This is a genomic window from Algibacter sp. (assembly GCF_039977455.1).
Classification (GTDB): Bacteria; Bacteroidota; Bacteroidia; order Flavobacteriales; family Flavobacteriaceae; genus Algibacter_B.
In genome coordinates this window covers 81,770-98,984 of sequence record NZ_JBDWDG010000013.1, presented here as the reverse complement: position 1 = coordinate 98,984, position 17,215 = coordinate 81,770, and the positions used below count along the sequence as shown (strand labels likewise).

The 17,215-nt window shown below is 32.7% G+C and carries 15 protein-coding genes and 1 pseudogene; 12 read left to right on the top strand and 4 right to left on the bottom strand.

Annotated features, from left to right (window positions below; genetic code table 11):
- Positions 1-174: 174 nt before the first annotated feature.
- On the bottom strand, positions 175-774 hold the full coding sequence (locus ABJM36_RS04670; RefSeq protein ID WP_348449679.1) for a DUF6642 family protein: 600 nt from the start codon (positions 772-774) through the stop codon (positions 175-177).
- A gap of 391 nt (positions 775-1,165) precedes the next feature.
- Here ABJM36_RS04670 and ABJM36_RS04665 point away from each other — a divergent pair, with 391 nt between their 5' ends.
- The 11 genes from ABJM36_RS04665 (at position 1,166) to ABJM36_RS04615 (ending at position 11,401) form a co-directional block, all read left to right on the top strand.
- Entirely contained in the window at positions 1,166-2,011 is an 846-nt protein-coding gene (locus ABJM36_RS04665) for a universal stress protein (RefSeq protein ID WP_348449677.1), read from the top strand.
- 15 nt (positions 2,012-2,026) lie between these two features.
- A complete protein-coding gene (locus ABJM36_RS04660) occupies positions 2,027-2,857 on the top strand; it encodes a universal stress protein (protein WP_348449675.1) in 831 nt (276 codons plus the stop codon).
- Between the two features lie 128 nt (positions 2,858-2,985).
- Positions 2,986-3,807: a universal stress protein gene (locus tag ABJM36_RS04655; RefSeq protein ID WP_348449673.1), complete on the top strand. Its 822-nt coding sequence runs from the start codon at positions 2,986-2,988 to the stop codon at positions 3,805-3,807.
- A 182-nt stretch (positions 3,808-3,989) separates the two neighbouring features.
- Positions 3,990-5,282 carry a cation:proton antiporter gene (locus ABJM36_RS04650; protein WP_348449671.1) on the top strand — a complete coding sequence of 431 codons (1,293 nt, stop codon included), beginning with the start codon at positions 3,990-3,992 and terminating at the stop codon, positions 5,280-5,282.
- A 170-nt stretch (positions 5,283-5,452) separates the two neighbouring features.
- The gene (locus tag ABJM36_RS04645; RefSeq protein ID WP_348449669.1) at positions 5,453-6,250 is read left to right on the top strand and encodes a patatin-like phospholipase family protein; all 798 of its coding nucleotides are present in this window, start codon (positions 5,453-5,455) and stop codon (positions 6,248-6,250) included.
- A gap of 185 nt (positions 6,251-6,435) precedes the next feature.
- Complete coding sequence (locus ABJM36_RS04640) at positions 6,436-7,020, top strand: TetR/AcrR family transcriptional regulator (protein ID WP_348449667.1); 585 nt, start codon at positions 6,436-6,438, stop codon at positions 7,018-7,020.
- Between the two features lies 1 nt (position 7,021).
- Entirely contained in the window at positions 7,022-7,687 is a 666-nt protein-coding gene (locus ABJM36_RS04635; protein WP_348449665.1) for an NAD(P)H-binding protein, read from the top strand.
- A gap of 18 nt (positions 7,688-7,705) precedes the next feature.
- Entirely contained in the window at positions 7,706-8,338 is a 633-nt protein-coding gene (locus tag ABJM36_RS04630) for an NAD(P)H-dependent oxidoreductase (protein ID WP_348449663.1), read from the top strand.
- Between the two features lie 10 nt (positions 8,339-8,348).
- The gene (locus tag ABJM36_RS04625; protein WP_348449661.1) at positions 8,349-9,347 is read left to right on the top strand and encodes an NADP-dependent oxidoreductase; all 999 of its coding nucleotides are present in this window, start codon (positions 8,349-8,351) and stop codon (positions 9,345-9,347) included.
- 78 nt (positions 9,348-9,425) lie between these two features.
- Positions 9,426-10,586 carry an iron-containing alcohol dehydrogenase gene (locus tag ABJM36_RS04620; RefSeq protein WP_348449659.1) on the top strand — a complete coding sequence of 387 codons (1,161 nt, stop codon included), beginning with the start codon at positions 9,426-9,428 and terminating at the stop codon, positions 10,584-10,586.
- Positions 10,587-10,594: 8 nt separating this feature from the next.
- Positions 10,595-11,401 carry a type 1 glutamine amidotransferase domain-containing protein gene (locus ABJM36_RS04615; protein WP_348449657.1) on the top strand — a complete coding sequence of 269 codons (807 nt, stop codon included), beginning with the start codon at positions 10,595-10,597 and terminating at the stop codon, positions 11,399-11,401.
- Between the two features lie 91 nt (positions 11,402-11,492).
- Here the strand turns inward: ABJM36_RS04615 and ABJM36_RS04610 are convergent, their stop codons facing one another.
- Positions 11,493-12,758 (bottom strand): ATP-binding protein, encoded by a 1,266-nt coding sequence (locus ABJM36_RS04610; protein ID WP_348449655.1) that lies wholly within the window; start codon positions 12,756-12,758, stop codon positions 11,493-11,495.
- Positions 12,759-12,999: 241 nt separating this feature from the next.
- Between ABJM36_RS04610 and ABJM36_RS04605 the strand changes: the two are divergent.
- Positions 13,000-13,215 (top strand): annotated as a pseudogene (locus tag ABJM36_RS04605) (winged helix-turn-helix transcriptional regulator); the annotation flags it as partial.
- Positions 13,216-13,288: 73 nt separating this feature from the next.
- On the opposite strand, the gene ABJM36_RS04600 reads toward ABJM36_RS04605, so the two are convergent.
- Both ABJM36_RS04600 and ABJM36_RS04595 read right to left on the bottom strand, forming a co-directional pair.
- A complete protein-coding gene (locus ABJM36_RS04600; protein WP_348449653.1) occupies positions 13,289-14,584 on the bottom strand; it encodes a hypothetical protein in 1,296 nt (431 codons plus the stop codon).
- Positions 14,585-14,830: 246 nt separating this feature from the next.
- Positions 14,831-17,215 carry a hypothetical protein gene (locus ABJM36_RS04595; RefSeq protein ID WP_348449651.1) on the bottom strand — a complete coding sequence of 795 codons (2,385 nt, stop codon included), beginning with the start codon at positions 17,213-17,215 and terminating at the stop codon, positions 14,831-14,833.

Genomic DNA, 17,215 nt, shown 5'->3' with positions numbered 1-17,215 from the left:
CCTGTCGGCTAATTTGAGAAAACAAAATAATAGTAACAATAATCGATATGAAGAATATTTGAGTTTTTAGCCGTTTTGTAACATTGGCTCTTGGCAAAATCCGGAGTATTTTTAATACGCTATTTGCCAAAGTAGACCCTTTCTTATTTCACCGTTAATTTATAAGTGCCTTGTTTAATAATACAATCTGAAATCCAATACTTTACACATTTTGTAATGTCTTTGATGTAACTCTTCAACAACATCTAACATATTATCATCTTCTTTAAATAAGTTAAAGAATGCTATATCAAGATTTGAGCTCGTTATTCCTTGATAGGCATTACCATATCCAGAAACACCTTTTGCACCAGTAATATCCAAAAAATATTGTGCTTCTTCTTCGTCTAAATCTAAAATCTTTGCGTTCGAAAAATGTAAAATTTTTCCTTGTAATCGGCCTTCAAAAATTTCTGCAATTTCTTGTAAACTATAGAAATAGCCATTTAAACAAATACTATTTGCTTCACCTGCTATAACCAAGTAAATTATTTCATAGTCTTTAAAATTATGATCCCCTAAAACCAATGCATTTAAACTGTCTTCTAAGCCTTCAATGGTGTCGCATGTTTTATAAATACTAGCTACACCACCTTGCATGGTTAATTGTTCTAGTTTTTTTTGTGCTTCGGTAAAGGTATCTATTTCTACATCTTCAACTGCTTCTAAACAGTAAATGAAATAATCTGTATCTATTACGTGTTCTTGGGGTAATTGTTGCCTTTTTTCTAACAAATCTCAGAATTTATGTAAAGTCTATAAACCACAAAATTAATGGAAATCTTTTATTCTTTTCAACGATTTTATTTAAAACAGATGGCTTATTTTGTTTAAAATGGTTAATGCTTATCTCAGAACATTCGCCACCCCGGATTTAATAATACATTTTTAATATTTCTAACATTAGTTTATTTTTTAATCAAACTATTCCTCTTTAAACAAATATTTAAAAAGTATGTGAAGTATTCTAAAAGGTTTTGCTTTTAAAACTACAAACATAAATTGTATATTTAATTAAAAACAATTGCACAAAACTTTGATAAGTAGTGTGTTACATGATGGATATCATTGTACCACCTTTGATGAACACATATATTGAAAGTGCATTGTTATTAAATTACCTATTATGAGAAGAAGGATACTTTTACCGACAGATTTTTCTAAAAATGCTCAAAACGCCATTGATTATGCTATCAATTTATACAAAGAAGAGGTTTGTGATTTTTATATCCTAAATACCTATCATATAGAATCATATACCATGGAATTGTCTGTAGAAAGAGATATAGAGGCATCTAAACAGAAATCTATTTTAGGCTTATCGGCTGTTCTTAAAAGACTTTTGAGTATTGATAACGCTATTAATCATCATTTTCATATAATTTCAGAGTGCGGTCCATTGATAGAAATGATGAAGGAGGTAATAGATAAGCGCGATATAGATATCGTTGTTATGGGTACCAAGGGTAATATAGATTCTAGAGTACAAATCTATGGAAGCCAAACTGTACTTGCCATGGAGCATATTAGGAACTGTCCCGTTTTAGCTATCCCTGCAGTAGCGGTATTTAAGAGAATAAAGGAAATTGTTTTTCTTACAGGCTATAAAATTCATTTTAAAAGAAGAGAATTTCAATACTTGGTGGATATTGCCAAAATCTCAAATGCAGCAATTCGCATTTTACACGTATTGGACGAAGGAGAGCATCTAGACGAAGATCAACTGAACAACCAAAAACTCTTGAAAGATTATTTTGAAGGCTTAGAATACTCCTTTAATACATTACATGATATGGAAATACAAGAGGCTCTTAATTCTTTTATGGCTAATCGTGAGATTGATATGGTTGTTTTTATTAATAGAAAACACAATTTTTTTAGTACTATTTTTTCCAGAAGAAGACCTATGATGAAAGAATTGGGTTATTATTCTACAATTCCAATTTTAGCGTTACACGATTTCAGAAACTAAATAAAATCCATAAAAATGAATTCAAATTTAATTGTATATCCAACAGACTTTTCAGATTGTGCCAATAATGCTATGCCTTATGTAATTGCATTGGGTAAAGCACTAAAATGTAAAATTAAAATGGTTCATGCTATTGAGATAGGATCGTTATCATCTGCCGAAGAAAGTCCTGATATGCGTATAAATTTAATTAAATTATTGGAGGAACAAGCAACAAAGAAGTTAACAAAACGGAAAGAAGAAATAGAAACCTTAGGTTTGGAATGTGATTACGACGTTATACAAGGTCGGTCCTTATTTCTTAAGGAGTATATGGAAAATTTAGCTCCACTATTGATTGTAATGGGTACAATTGGTAAGCATGGGCTTGAAAATAAAATATTTGGAAGTTTTGCTACCCAAACCATTCGCAATCCAAAATCAATTGTCTTGGCAATTCCCGAAAAAGCGAAGTTTAATAACTTATCTGAAATTGTCTTTGCAACAGATTTTCACCTAAAAGATAAATCCTGTCTTGAGTTTATCAAGAAAATAAGGAAATACTATGATGCAAATCTCAGGGTAATTCATGTAAATGATAATTTTACAGATTTAAAACAAGAAAAAGAAAATTTTTTACAATTAGAGGCCGAAATAATCAAAGTAATTGGTAGTCGCGATCTTAGTTTTGAACTCCTATATGGTGATGATGTAGACGATAAATTATTGGAGCTTCTAGACAGTTCTAAACCAGATATGTTAGCTTTAATAACTAGAAAACGAAACTTTATTGAGCGTATTTTTGATAAAAGCCTAGCGAAAAAAATGGTAAATCATACAAATGTACCTGTCCTAGTTTTCTCATAGGTCAAAATGATTTGTTTAAAATGGATTGTAAGTTATTTATACCTTTACCTAAGCAGTCCTAACTGATAAATATCATGTGATATAACTTTTTTAAAAGTTAATTTTATTAACCATAAATACCGAATACTATGAAAATTTTAATTCCAACAGATTTTTCTCAACTTTCCAAAATAGCCATTCAATATGCCATAGGGCTAAGTAAAGATTTTGAACTTGAGCTAGTATTACTTCACATTATAAATACTTATAATCCGACAATGGCTCGTATTGGCTCTAAAAAATTAGGAGAAGTGATCAAAACCAGTTCAGAACAAGACATGAATGAACTTTTAAAAGAGATTAAAAAGGAGAATGGAGATCATGTTAAAATAACCACTAATATAATTTATGGATCTTCTATAGAAAAAGAAGTAGAAGCATTTGCATTGAAAAATAATATTGATATTATATGTATAGGTACTAAAGGGGCTACAGGTCTTAAAAAAATTATTTTTGGAAGTAATGCGGCTGGTATTATTGCTAGTAGTAGTATACCTGTTATTACAGTTCCTGAATATGCCCAATATAAGGGAATTATCAATATCGTTTATTCGAGCGATCTAGAAAACTTAGAAGAAGAACTTAAATTAATAATTCCATTTGCGAAATTATTTAATTCTTGGATTAAAATTCTTCATATTATAAATGAACATGAGAATTTTAATGTCGATTTACAAAATCAGGAACATAGACTTAGAACATTGTTTTCTTATGAAAAGATAAAGACTAAAGAAATTAAAAATGATTCTGTAATTAATGGTATTAACGAATATGTGTCAGGTATAGATGCAGATATGGTTGCAATGTTTACACGTCGTACGGCACTGTTTGAAAAAATATTTAATAAGAGTATTACCAAAAGTGCAGCATTTCAAACAAAGACACCGCTACTTACATTTCAAAAGGCCTAAAAATTATTCCTAATGACTAATGGTAAGATTACTATCATTTTAAAACTGATGAATTAGGTTAACATTCCAAAATACTAGCGCTAGCAAAACACGATTGCAAATAGAAGAGGAACCTTTATAAGATTATTCCAATTTTAATACAGTAATTTCAGTGAAATAGAACCCACTAGAAAAGTATAAACATGCATTATCTTAACGAAAGTCACATCCTATTATTTCTTGTGCAAATCCTTATTTTACTTGGGTGCGCAAGAACGCTTAGTGTTATTTGTGAAGCTATTAAAGTTCCTTCTATTGCTGGTGAAATTTTAGCAGGTATACTATTAGGGCCAACTCTTCTTGGACGCGTTTCACCTTCCTTTCAGGTCTGGCTCTTTCCTTTGGATCAAACACAATCCACTATGCTTGAGACCGTTTCCTGGCTTGGAGTTTTCTTTCTTTTACTATCCTCGGGTTTTCATGTTGATATTAGAAAAGCTTTTAAAAGTGGTCGCGCAGCTATGTTAATTGGTATAGTTGGTGTGCTTTTTCCTATTGCCATAGGATTTACAATATTTAGTACTTTTGATCCTATTTATTGGGGTGATAAGGCAAATGAACTCTCTTTCGCGCTATTTTTGTCAGTAGCAGGTTCTATAACTGCTATATCTGTGGTTGCACGTACACTTGGTGATCTTAAAATTAGCAATACACCAAAAGGATCACTTGCTCTTTCATCCTGCGCTATAAATGATATTTTTGGATGGTTCTTATTCACTGTGGTTATATCACTTGTAACACCGCATACAATGAGTACGGTTCAATTACTTAGTTCGGTTTTAGGCATCATAGGATTTGTAGTCTTAAGTGCTACTTTTGGTGCTAAAATGTTAAGTTCAGCTTTAAAACGTGTTGAAGCCACGTCATTAACCCAACCCGCAGCGGCACAAACCTTAATCGTGAGTGTAGGCTTACTTTGTGGAGCTATTACACAGTGGCTAGGTATTCATGCAATTCTGGGATTCTTTCTTGCTGGTACTATCGTAGGAAGTGCTCAAGGTGTATCGGAAGATCTTCGTAAAAGTGTTTCTGATACTTTACATGCCATTTTTGTTCCGCTTTTCTTTGCTACACTTGGTCTTAAAATTGATTTCTTAGCTGGTATGGTACTGTGGCCTACGCTTATCTTTTGTGCAGTTGCAATATTCGGAAAGTTTGTAGGCGCTTGGTTAGGAGCTAAACTCGGTAAACAATCTCAACAAACATCAATTTTAATGGGGGTCACCTTCATTCCGGGAGGTGCGATGGAAATTGTAGTAGCCACCCTGGCACTTGAACTTCAACTCATTGGGCATACAATTTTCGTAGCTATAGTATTTGCAGCACTTCTATCTTCAATTCTAGCCGGACCACTAATCGGAATCCAAAAACGTAGGATGGGTATTGGCGAAGAAACAAATTATAATAACGGCAATGAAGGAGGTAAACAGCATTAGAAATTATAGCAATCTAATTGAGGTTTTTTAGAATAATTTGAAATGTATAGGTTTTGAGTAGCTTCCTTTGCCATATTAATGCCAAATTTTTCACCTAGGATATAGTTTTAATCGTTCAGAAATTAATATTGAATTATCCAGCACAAAAATGCCTGCTTAATACAATATTTATGTTATATTTTTGCTCCATGGTAAAATTAAGTGATATATCTAATAAAACTATTGGACTTGTGCTTTCTGGTGGAGGTGTTAAGGGCGTTGCTCATATTGGTGTAATTAAAGCCTTATTAGAACATGGTATTATTCCAGATATTGTTTCTGGCGCTAGTGCTGGTGCTGTTGTTGGCGCGCTTTATGCTAATGGTATACAGCCTTTGGATATGCTTTACTTTTTTAAAGAAACCCCTTTGTTAAAATACAACCTTTTAACCATTAACAAACCCGGATTATTTGATACTAACAAATATGTAGTATTCTTTGAAAAGTATTTTCCCAATAATACATTCGAATCCTTGGAAAAGCAACTTTATATCGTGGCTACCAATTTACAAACCGGAGAACCTGAATTTTTTAGTAAAGGCGAATTACTAAATGCTGTTTTGGCGTCAGCGGCATTACCACCTGTTTTTAGTCCCGTTCCTATTAAGGGAAATTTGTATGCTGATGGTGGCATAATGAATAATTTTCCAGTTGAACCTTTAATAACAACAACACAATTTATTATTGGATCTTATACCACAGCTTTGAAACCTGTTGGTAAAAATCAACTTAAAAACTCATTTCAGCTTTCACAACGCGCTAATCTATTGATGCTTCATGCAAACGTAAGAGATAAGCTAAACATTCCCAATGTGTTATTTACGCCAAATAATCTAGATGATATTGGTATTTTAGATAAGCGTGGCATTGAAAAAGCCTACACTATAGGTTACAATTATGCATCTAGGTTGCTGGATGTTAAGCCGTAACTTATATTATTAACATGGATTAACCTTTTTGATTATTTAGCTTCGCGCCTACGCGTTAGTATTCAAAGAATTTTGGTATAGCTTTTTGCCCTAATTGTCTTTACTTTAAGTCAATTTATAATTCTTTGTTAAAAAAAAGAATGAACATTCACTTTTTTATATATTTGCATAAGAAATAGAATAAAATGGCAAAACTTCAAAAAAGTATAGATAAACGTAATGCATTGGTTAAAGCGACTATAGAGTTGGTTAACAACAATGGTTTTCATGCTACCCCAATGAGTAAAATAGCAAAAATGGCTAACGTTTCTCCGGCAACCATTTATTTATATTTTGAAAACAAGCAGGATTTAGTAAACCAAACTTATATAGAGGTTAAAGCAAAATATACAAATTATGCTTTTAAGGATTTTGATACAACTTTACCTATTGAAGCGGGATTTGAACACATTTGGAAACGCATTGCAGATTTTAAATTAAAAGATAGCGAACATGCCATGTTTTTAGCACAATGTGATAATACTCCAATGATAGATGAAGAAAGCAGAAAGGAAGGTATTAAACACTTACAACCACTACTCGACCTTTGGGAACGTGGTAAAAAGGAAGGTATAATTAAGCCTATTTCCGATTATTTGTTATATGCGTATTCCATAAACCCGTTGTCTTTTTTAATGATCACTCAAAAACGTGGTGCATTTAAGTTAGATAAAACCCATTTAGAGGAAGCCTATCAATCTGCATGGAGCAGTATAAAAGTTTGTAAATAACATGAAAAAAACAGCCATTTTATTAGGTGCAACGGGATTAACTGGAGGCATTTTACTTCAAAAATTAATAGAAGATAACACCTACCAAAGTATCAAACTATTTTCGCGTTCTAAAATAGAAGGTTTACCAGCAAAAGTCACACAATATATAGTCGATTTATTAGATCTGGAGCAATTTAGAGCCGTTTTTACAGCCGACGAAGTTTACTGCTGCATTGGTACCACTAAAGCTAAAACACCTAATAAAGGCGTGTATAAGCAAATAGATTATGGTATTCCTGTTGCAGCTGCAAAGCTTTCAAAGGAAAATGCTATAGAAACCTTTTTAGTGGTTTCAGCATTAGGAGCAAATTCAAATAGTGCCGTGTTTTACAATAAAACAAAAGGTGAAATGGAGCGCGATGTACAAAAACAAAACATCAAAAACACCTTTATTTTAAGGCCTTCATTAATTGGAGGAGTACGTCAAGAACAGCGTACTCTCGAGAAAATAGGTTTAGCCATTTTTAAAGTCCTACAACCTTTATTTATTGGTAAACTAGAACAATACAAAATCACAGAACCAGAAGCTATTGCGCAAGCTATGATAAACTTAGCCAATAGTGCACCTTATGCCGAAGTCATTATTACTTCAAACGAAATAAAAAGAATATCCAAAAACACATAACAAAAGAATATTGAACATATGGAATTATTAGATAAATTAAACTGGAGATATGCTGCAAAAGCTATGAACGGAGAAAAAGTAGCCGAAGATAAAATAGCACGTATTTTAGAAGCTGCACGTTTAGCACCAACATCAAGCGGATTACAACCATTTGAGATTTTTGTTATAAAAAGTCAAGAGGTTAAAGAACAAATTAAACCAATAGCTTGGAATCAATCTGTAATTACAGACTGCTCTCACCTTCTTGTTTTTGCCGCCTGGGATACGTATACAGCAGATCGTATTAACCACATGTTCGATTTAACCAACGACATTCGAGGGTTTGAAAACGAAGGATGGGAAAATTACCGTCAGATGTTATTAGGGATGTATCCTCAAAAAGATCCAGAAGAAAACTTTAACCATGCTGCAAAACAAGCCTATATTGCTTTTACTGAAGCCTTAACTGCTGCCGCCTTTGAAGGCGTTGATGCAACTCCTTTAGAAGGTTTTGATCCTACTGCAGTAGATGATATTTTAGGCCTACGGGAAAAAGGTTTACGAAGTGCTGTTTTATTACCTTTAGGTTATAGAAAAGAAGATACCGATTGGTTAGTAAATCTAGTTAAGGTTAGAAAACCTATGGAAGAATTAGTCACTGTAATTGAATAAAAAAATAGCTATGAGAAAGACAATTTTATTAAAAAACAGACCAGAAGGAAAACCTACGGTTTCAAATTTTGAATTTGTTACTGAAGATACACAACTAACAATTTCTGAAGGAGAAATCCTTTTAGAAGCAGCTTATGTATCTGTAGATCCTTATTTAAGAGGTAGAATGAGCGATGCAAAATCTTATGTTCCTCCTTTCGAGTTGAATAAACCTGTACATTCTGGTGTTGTAGCAAAAGTAGTCGCTTCAAAAAATGAAAAATTTAAAGAAGGTGATTATGTTTCTGGAATGCTTAATTGGTCTACGCTACAAGTTTCTAATGGTGAAGGGTTAAATAAAGTAGATGGCTCTAAAGCGCCTTTAAGCACGTATTTAGGTGTTTTAGGTATGACAGGTTTAACGGCCTATTTAGGCTTAAATGAAATAGGAAAACCACAAGCAGGAGAAACGATTGTAGTTTCCGGTGCAGCAGGTGCTGTAGGAAGTGTTGTTGGGCAAATAGCAAAAATCTTAGGACTTAACGTTATAGGAATTGCAGGAACCGATGAGAAAATCGATATGCTAAAAGATAAATTTGGGTTTAATGCAGGTATCAATTATAACACGAGTAAAGATATTAATGCAGACCTTAAAAAATTAGCTCCAAACGGTGTTGATATTTATTTCGATAATGTTGGAGGTCCAATTTCTGATGCTGTACTATTTAACATTAACCGATTTGCACGAATTATCATTTGTGGTGCTATTTCTGTTTATAATGAAACTGAATTACCAAAAAGTATTAGTGTGCAACCATTCTTGGTTAAAAACAGTGCGTTAATGCAAGGTTTTATTGTATCTAATTATGCTGAAAAATTCCCGGAAGCTATTCAAAAATTAGCTGGTTGGTTATTAGAAGGAAAATTAAAATACACCGAAACTATAGTTGAAGGTTTTGAAAACATTCCAACTGCTTTTATTGATTTATTTGAAGGCAAAAACAAAGGAAAAATGATAGTTAAAATTTAAACACTATCTTAAGGAATGTCCCTTTGAGGAGGTTTTAGAAGTGTTTGATAAGAATTAACTTTAAAAAAGAAAAAGAAGATGAACAATTTTGATTTTAAAAATCCAACCAAAATTATTTTTGGAAAGGATACCATAGAAAAAGTAAAAGAAGAAATTCCTCAAGATGCTAAAGTATTACTACTTTATGGTGGAGGAAGCATAAAGAAAAACGGTATTTACAACCAGGTTAAAACAGCTTTAGCTGGTATAGATGTTACTGAGTTTGGAGGTATTCCTGCAAACCCTGAATATGCTACATTAATGGAAGCGTTACAGGTTATAAAAGATAAAGATATCACGTATTTATTAGCCGTTGGTGGTGGTTCTGTAATTGATGGTACTAAGTTTTTATCGGCTGCAGCAATATATGATGGTAATACACCTTGGGATATTTTAACCAAAAATATTAGAACCGAAAAAGGCATGCCTTTCGGAACCGTTTTAACACTTCCGGCTACAGGATCTGAAATGAATTCTGGAGCAGTAATTACAAGAGCAGAAACTAAAGAAAAATTGGCTATGGGCGGACCTGGCTTATTTCCAGAGTTTTCAATATTAGACCCTCAAGTGATTACATCTATACCAAAACGTCAACTAGCAAACGGAATTACCGATGCTTTTACACATGTTTTAGAACAATACATGACCTACCCTATTGGAGCCTTATTACAAGACCGTTTTTCAGAAAGTATTCTACAAACATTAATAGAAGTTGCTCCTAAAGTTTTAAAAGACCCAACGGACTACAAAGCGGCTTCTAACTTTATGTGGAGTTGTACGATGGCTTTAAACGGATTAATACAAAAAGGTGTACCTACAGATTGGGCTGTACATGCTATTGGACATGAACTAACGGCTTTATTTGGTATCGATCATGCACGTACTTTGGCCGTTATTGCACCTAGCCATTACAAGTTTAATTTTGAAGCTAAAAAAGAAAAATTAGCACAATACGGCGAACGTGTTTGGAATATTACTGAAGGTAGTACAGATGATATGGCCTATGCTGCCATTCAGAAAACAGTAGACTTTTTCCATGAATTGGGAATTGACACAAAACTATCCGATTACACCAAAGCGTATGAAGGTACTGCTGAAGAAATCTCAAAACGTTTTACAGATCGGGGTTGGACAGGATTAGGCGAACACCAAACATTATCACCAGACAAGGTTGAAAAAATAGTAAAAATGGCTTATTAAATTTAAGAATGAATCTTTTAAAAACATTAGCCTTAACGCTTACTATTGTCACAGCTTCAAGCTGTAAAAACAAAAAAAGCGAAACACCTTCTGAAAGGGTTTCGGAAGTGAAATCAGTAATAAAAAAAGAAAACAATATGAATGTATTATTTGTATTAACATCTCACGATAAATTAGGAGATACCGGAAAGAAAACGGGGTTTTGGGTTGAAGAATTTGCAAACCCGTATTACACATTATTAGATAAAGGTGTAACTATTACAATAGCGACACCAAATGGCGGCGCTGCACCAATAGACCCAAGTAGCGACTCGCCAGATGCAGCAACTGATGCTACCGAGCGTTTCGATAAAGATGCCGATGCTAAAGCTAAAATTGCAAATACTAACAAATTATCGGATATGAATGTTGATGATTTTGACGCCGTATTTTATCCTGGAGGTCATGGACCATTATGGGATTTAGCTAACGATGCAACTTCAATTGCTTTAATCGAAAAATTTAACACTCAAGAAAAGCCAATTGCTTTTGTATGTCACGCGCCTGCTGCTTTAAAAGGTGTTAAGAACACAGATGGAACACCATTAGTAAAAGGTAAAAAAGTAACAGGATTTACAAATTCTGAGGAAGTAGCTGTTGGTTTAACAGACGTAGTTCCATTTCTAGTAGAGAATATGCTTCAAGAAAATGGAGGAATCTATTCTAAAAAAGAAAATTGGGCTGCTTATGCCATTCAAGATGGTAATTTAATTACTGGACAAAACCCAGCGTCTTCAGAGTTAGTTGCAGAAAAATTATTAGAAAGTTTAAAATAATTTGATTTTTGTATAATAGAGAAAGGTTGTCTTATATAGACAACCTTTTTTTGTTTTTATAACCTCTAAATTATGTTTAAAGTAAATCTTATTAAGTGGTTTTTAAAAGTGTAAAGTAAAACGTAGACCCTATACCCTCTTGACTTTCCACCCAAATAGTACCTTTATAATAACTTATAATTTTTTTTACAATAGAAAGACCAATTCCAGAAGACGAACCTGTACTTTCTAGTTTGGTAAACACTCTAAATATTTTATCAAAATAATCGGCCTTAATACCAATACCGTTGTCTTTCACAAAAAATTCATAGTGGGTATCTTTTTCAACACATCCTACTTCTACAACCCCATTCTTCTTATCAGAATATTTTATAGCATTTTGAATTAAGTTTTGAAAAACCTGTTTAAATCTCCATGTATTACCATTTAAACTTGGTAGGTTTTCTTGAATAGTAACTTGAATATTATCTGGTGTTAACATGGTTTGCAACACTTCTTTTAGTATTATATTAAAATCTATTAGCTTGTCCTCTTGTTCTAATTTATCAATGGTAGAATAGTCTAAAATTCCTTTAATTAAAAAGTCCATTTTTTCTACATTAAACAATACTTGTTCTAAAGGTTTAAATGCATTTTTATCTAAAGCTTCCTTATTATCATCCATAAACCAACTAACTAATGTATGAATATTAATAAGTGGTGCTTTTAAATCATGTGACACAACATGTGCATATTCATTTAGTTCTTCGTTTTGTTTAGATAGGTTTTTTAACAATTCTTCTTTTTTATTTTCCTGTGCTTTTATACGCTCTTCATATTCTTTTTTCTGAATAACATTAACAAGCATATTAGCATAAACAAAAAGTATCTCTTGTTCGTTTTTTGAATAGGTATTTAACCTTTTAACCGAATCGAAACCTATAAAGCCAATTAATTCGTTGTTTTTAATTTTAGGAATGGTAATTAAGCTTTTTATACCTTGAGGTTCTAAAATGGCACGTAAACCAAATTCTCCATCGTCTTCCAAAAGGCTAACATCTTCGACATAAAACGCTTCTCCTTTTTTGTGCGCATCTAACCAATGTGTGATATAATCTATAGGTATATTTTGTAAATTTTCTATTTCTGGTTCAATATCTTTTGCGCACCATTCATAAGTGTTAGAACATGTGTTGTTTACAAAATCATAAGAAAAAATATAACTTCTGTCCGATTGAACAAACTCTCCAATCTGCTGTAACGACTCACGTATTAACTTATCGATATCCGACAAATCTGAATTAATATATTTTGTAGAAATACTAATTAATAAGTCTTGAAAACGTAAATGTCTTTCTATAATTTTATCTTTTTCCAACTGTTTAGAATCTTAATTATTATCACCTTTGTTTGATGCAAAAAAACAATTCATAAATTTAGGTTTCCTTTTAAAATGAGACTTTTAATATTTTAATAAACCTAGTTTATTTGCTGCTAACGAATATAATATTTCCATTTTTATTAGAAAAATGAAATGGTCTTAAACATATTTCGTTTTCTAATTTTAGAAATAATCTAGCTATTTGTTTTGTAAAGTATAATTGATAATTCTGGTTACTTCAGAATAATGAAAATTAATGCCAACAGTTACGGAGCGTACATTAAGTTAGCAGCTAACAACTTTGGAGGGAGAGTGCATAATAAAAAGAAAAGTTTACACCTCTAAACCACCATTAAAAGTAGAATATTCGTTAACGCCTTTTGGTAAAACCTTAATTCCTGTGATTACATCTATTGCTAATTGGGGTGTTTCTGTAGTTGCAGATAACAACTGAATTACAGTTTAGGTTCAAGTAAAAAATGACATACCTACTAGAAGAAATAGATATGTCACTTAATGTTTTGATTTTAATCTTCATCATCTAATTCGTCCTCAAAAGGGCAGCATCGGTATTCCTGAGATTTTTCTAGTAATTCTACTTGCTTCTCCAACAACTTATTTCGAAGTTTTTTATGTTCAAGATCTAGCTTTATATCTTCCATTAAGCTCTCTTCACAAACATTACAACTATCCAGGCAGCCTTTTACTACAACACCTGCCGTGGGAATAGAGGTTTTATACTCAAAGGAAAATTCGGCAATGGTTTGTTCTGTAGCTCCACCGTCTTTGGTTAATATATTAGCCGCTATCAAATTATTTTTAACGTTTTCTAATGCTTTTACACGAACGGTTTCTGATAACGGTTGAACAACACTATATCTTGATTTAGATGCTAAAAATTCAGATGAATAACGTATGTTATTGTCGTTGTTAATGGCTTTTATTTCTTTAATTTTTTCAGGTAGTATACTTGAGGTCGCTAAAACTGCTGTTGGCACTACAGAGAGTTTTGTATTTGTTAAAATTGGCTTATTTACCACGCTACTAGGTGTTGCCTGATCAATAACACGAGTTTTAATAGTTTTAATACTTACTTTTGTAGTCTGCTGTTTATCTACTTGATAAAACAAATACGTTACCGAATGGCATCTGTTTTCGTTATGGAAGGTTCTGCTGCTACTTTCCACATGGCTTTCGCTTTCACCTTCGGCATGGGTTTTAGTAGATACTTCACCTACCTGAATAGCGCTCGATTCTCGAGTCATTTGTATGGATTTATTATGGCTAGCCTCGGCATGAATGCTTAATTCGCGCATAAAATCTTTTGTTGAGGAGGCATCAAAACTCCCAGAAATTGTTGCAGATGGACCATTTAATATAGTTCCAAAAATACCGCTTGTAGAAGCATCGGTACTCGCGCTTCCACTATTTGATGAGCTTGAATTTATATCTTCACGACTATTTAAATCGGACATGAATGTCTCATACGAGTCTAAATAGAATTGTTCTTCGGCAGATTGCTCATGTCTATAAGATAATTCAGTTTCGCTATCAAAAGAAAATCTAGATCGACGATCTTGTGTATATAAGCGCACTTTTTCTCCTGGCAATAAGGTGGTGCTATATACCAGGTTTCCTAATTGCAATGGGCCAGAACATCTTTCAACCCTTACGTGAAGTGCTACTTCAACGGGGACTCTTTGGGATTGGTTGTCCAACTTTACATCTGTGTAATGGGTTAAACGGTACACAAAATCTAAATAATCACATGTTTTGCCATCCGGTAATTCAGGACAACAAGCATTCTTGTTTTCAACTTTCATAATAAAAGGTTTAAAAATTAGGCTGCATTAACTGGTTGGTTAATGAAACATCCTACGCGGCAGCTTTTTAGCACGCTGATATTTATTAGCTAATAATCATGTGAGAGTACAAATGTAGTAGGTAGTATAAGCGCAGTCAAGAGGAAATCCATCCTTTTAATAAGGGAAATTCCTTATAATTTTACAGGGTTTTTCCTGATTCCAAAAATGAAGTTAATTAATAGCTTGTTATATAAAAATGATACGCTATAACTCGAATTTTAAAAGTTTATCTAGTTTTGTTATAACCTCTGAAGAATCCTTCAAACGTAATTCTAATGATCTAACAGCATCGATACTTAAATATCTACCTAGCGGTATTAAAGGTTTAAATAATGTATTATTTCCAGGATTTGGTAAGGCTGTTCGTTTTGATTCTATACGATAACAGTCCGGGTGGGCGTTAATAAACTCGTCGGCGTGTGCAAATATAGCATTAACGGCCATTTGGGCTGGCGTAGTAAGCTGGCTGTAATAATCTACCTCTTCTTTTTTGTTTTCTGCTTCGCTGTTATTAGTAATTACAAGATGTTTAATTTTGTATTTGCCTTGTAAAAGAGAGTCCTTTGTTAAGCCTTTTATAAGTGCCGCTTCTAGGTAATTGGTTACGGTTCCTCCAATATTGTCGTAATACCCCCCATCTCCAAATTGTCCAATGCCAGAAACCCGACCATTAGGACTCAAATAAGGAAATCTTGCGGTTAACAACATGGCAGCCGATCGTTTTATCATTTTTGAGCTTTCATTCTTTTTTACATATTCTGAGAGCAGATCGTTAAATCCCGACTCGCGAGGTTTAGTTGTATTAAACTTAACCGGACTCATAAGGTATAATTGTCCACTTTGAACATGTGTGGTTGTGGTTACCATTATAGGTGGTGTGAATTTATCTTCCTTTTTAGGCATAATGTCCAAATAAGGTCGTTTTAGTAAACCCACATTAAACAAGGAATCGAAGGTGGCTTCCCACTCGTTCTCAGTTATTTTCCCGCGATCTCTATAAAAGTTTAAATGAAATATACTGGCTACAATATCTCTTCCTAAAAGTCCTGCAACAGAGGAAGAAATATAGTCTTTTTGATAAAATACACTGGCTTTATAATAAAAATCGTTTTCATTTAAAATACTATCGCTTTCTTGAGCTAAAAATAGATTTTCCTTATAATTGTCTTTGTTGGCATACGCCTGAATATAAAACATATTACTGCCAACACTACCTCCAGAAGCTCCCGTTATAGAAAACAGGTGTTTCTTAAAATAGTTTTCATTTTTACCATATAAATAACTGTGTACCAAAAAAGCCCAAAGACCTGCTCTTGAACCTCCGCCTTCTGCCGAAACTAAAACAATTGGAAATGGCGCTTTATTAGTAGCGTTTAAAATGTCTTGTCTTCGCTCTAAAATGTATTGATCTACGTAGGTTTCAAGGCTTAAACGATCATCGGGATGAAAGTTTTCTGAATCTACAGTATTAACTTCATAATGTGTAAAATATTTACTTTTTGCTACAAAAACAGTCATTAAAATAGAACCAAAAAATACTACGGTTAAAATGGGCCATTTTTTTCTTTTACCTATAATTTTTAAACCCAAAAATATAGTGTATTGGCCAATGATGCATACCATTATAATAACCATTGGTGTAAAGTATTTTAAGTAATGTAATTCTGGGTCAATCAACATGATAACATACATAAATAAAATGCAGAATGTGAATAAATATGCTAATGGTATGCCAAAATTCTCTTTAAACCAAAGTACTTTTTCATTATAGGAAATACTTAATACAAAAAACATAACAGTTAAACATACCATGGACCAAAACAAATTTTTTATATCTGACTTGGTACCTCCATCGTTTATAAAACCTAATATTAATATAATAGTAACAGAAATAGCTACTATTATTAGAGGTAACCATTTTTTATTAGACTTCCATTTAAAAAGGTTTTTTATCAATATTCCGAATCTAGGATTTGTTATTGCTATTAAAAAAAGGGTTAATAATAAAAAGAAATACCTGTATGTTATATATTCATCAAAAAGTTGGAAATAGGTATTCTCTACCGAAAAAGTAATACTTAAAATCATAAATATTCCAAGTATTTTAGTATACATTCTCTCTATATATAATCTAGGGTCTTCATTGGTGTCATCATCATCATTTTTCGCATTGTTGGTAAGCTTAGACTGTTTCATTAAAGCCTTATTTTCCTCAATACTTATTTCTTTAGAGTCTTTAGGGTTTATGGCTTTAGCTATTTTATATCTTAATTTAAGGTTCTTGTTTTCTGAATTTTCGTCAACCGAGGTATCTAAACGCTTTTTAACAGGTTCAATTTTAATTAAGTTACCGTAGCTAATTAGTAGCCCCATTACTAAAATGGAAGTGTAAAAAATGGGCATTACTATAAAATCGTTATTATCCTGCAGTTGAATAATAACCACGGTAAGATCACTGAGGTGTGGCATTCTAAAAATAACGAACAGAATTAAAACAAACACCAATGGAAATGCATGTTTTAACACAGCTTTTATTAGGTGTTTAAGCCAATCCGATAAGCTTACTTTACTTCTATTGAAAGTTCCCAT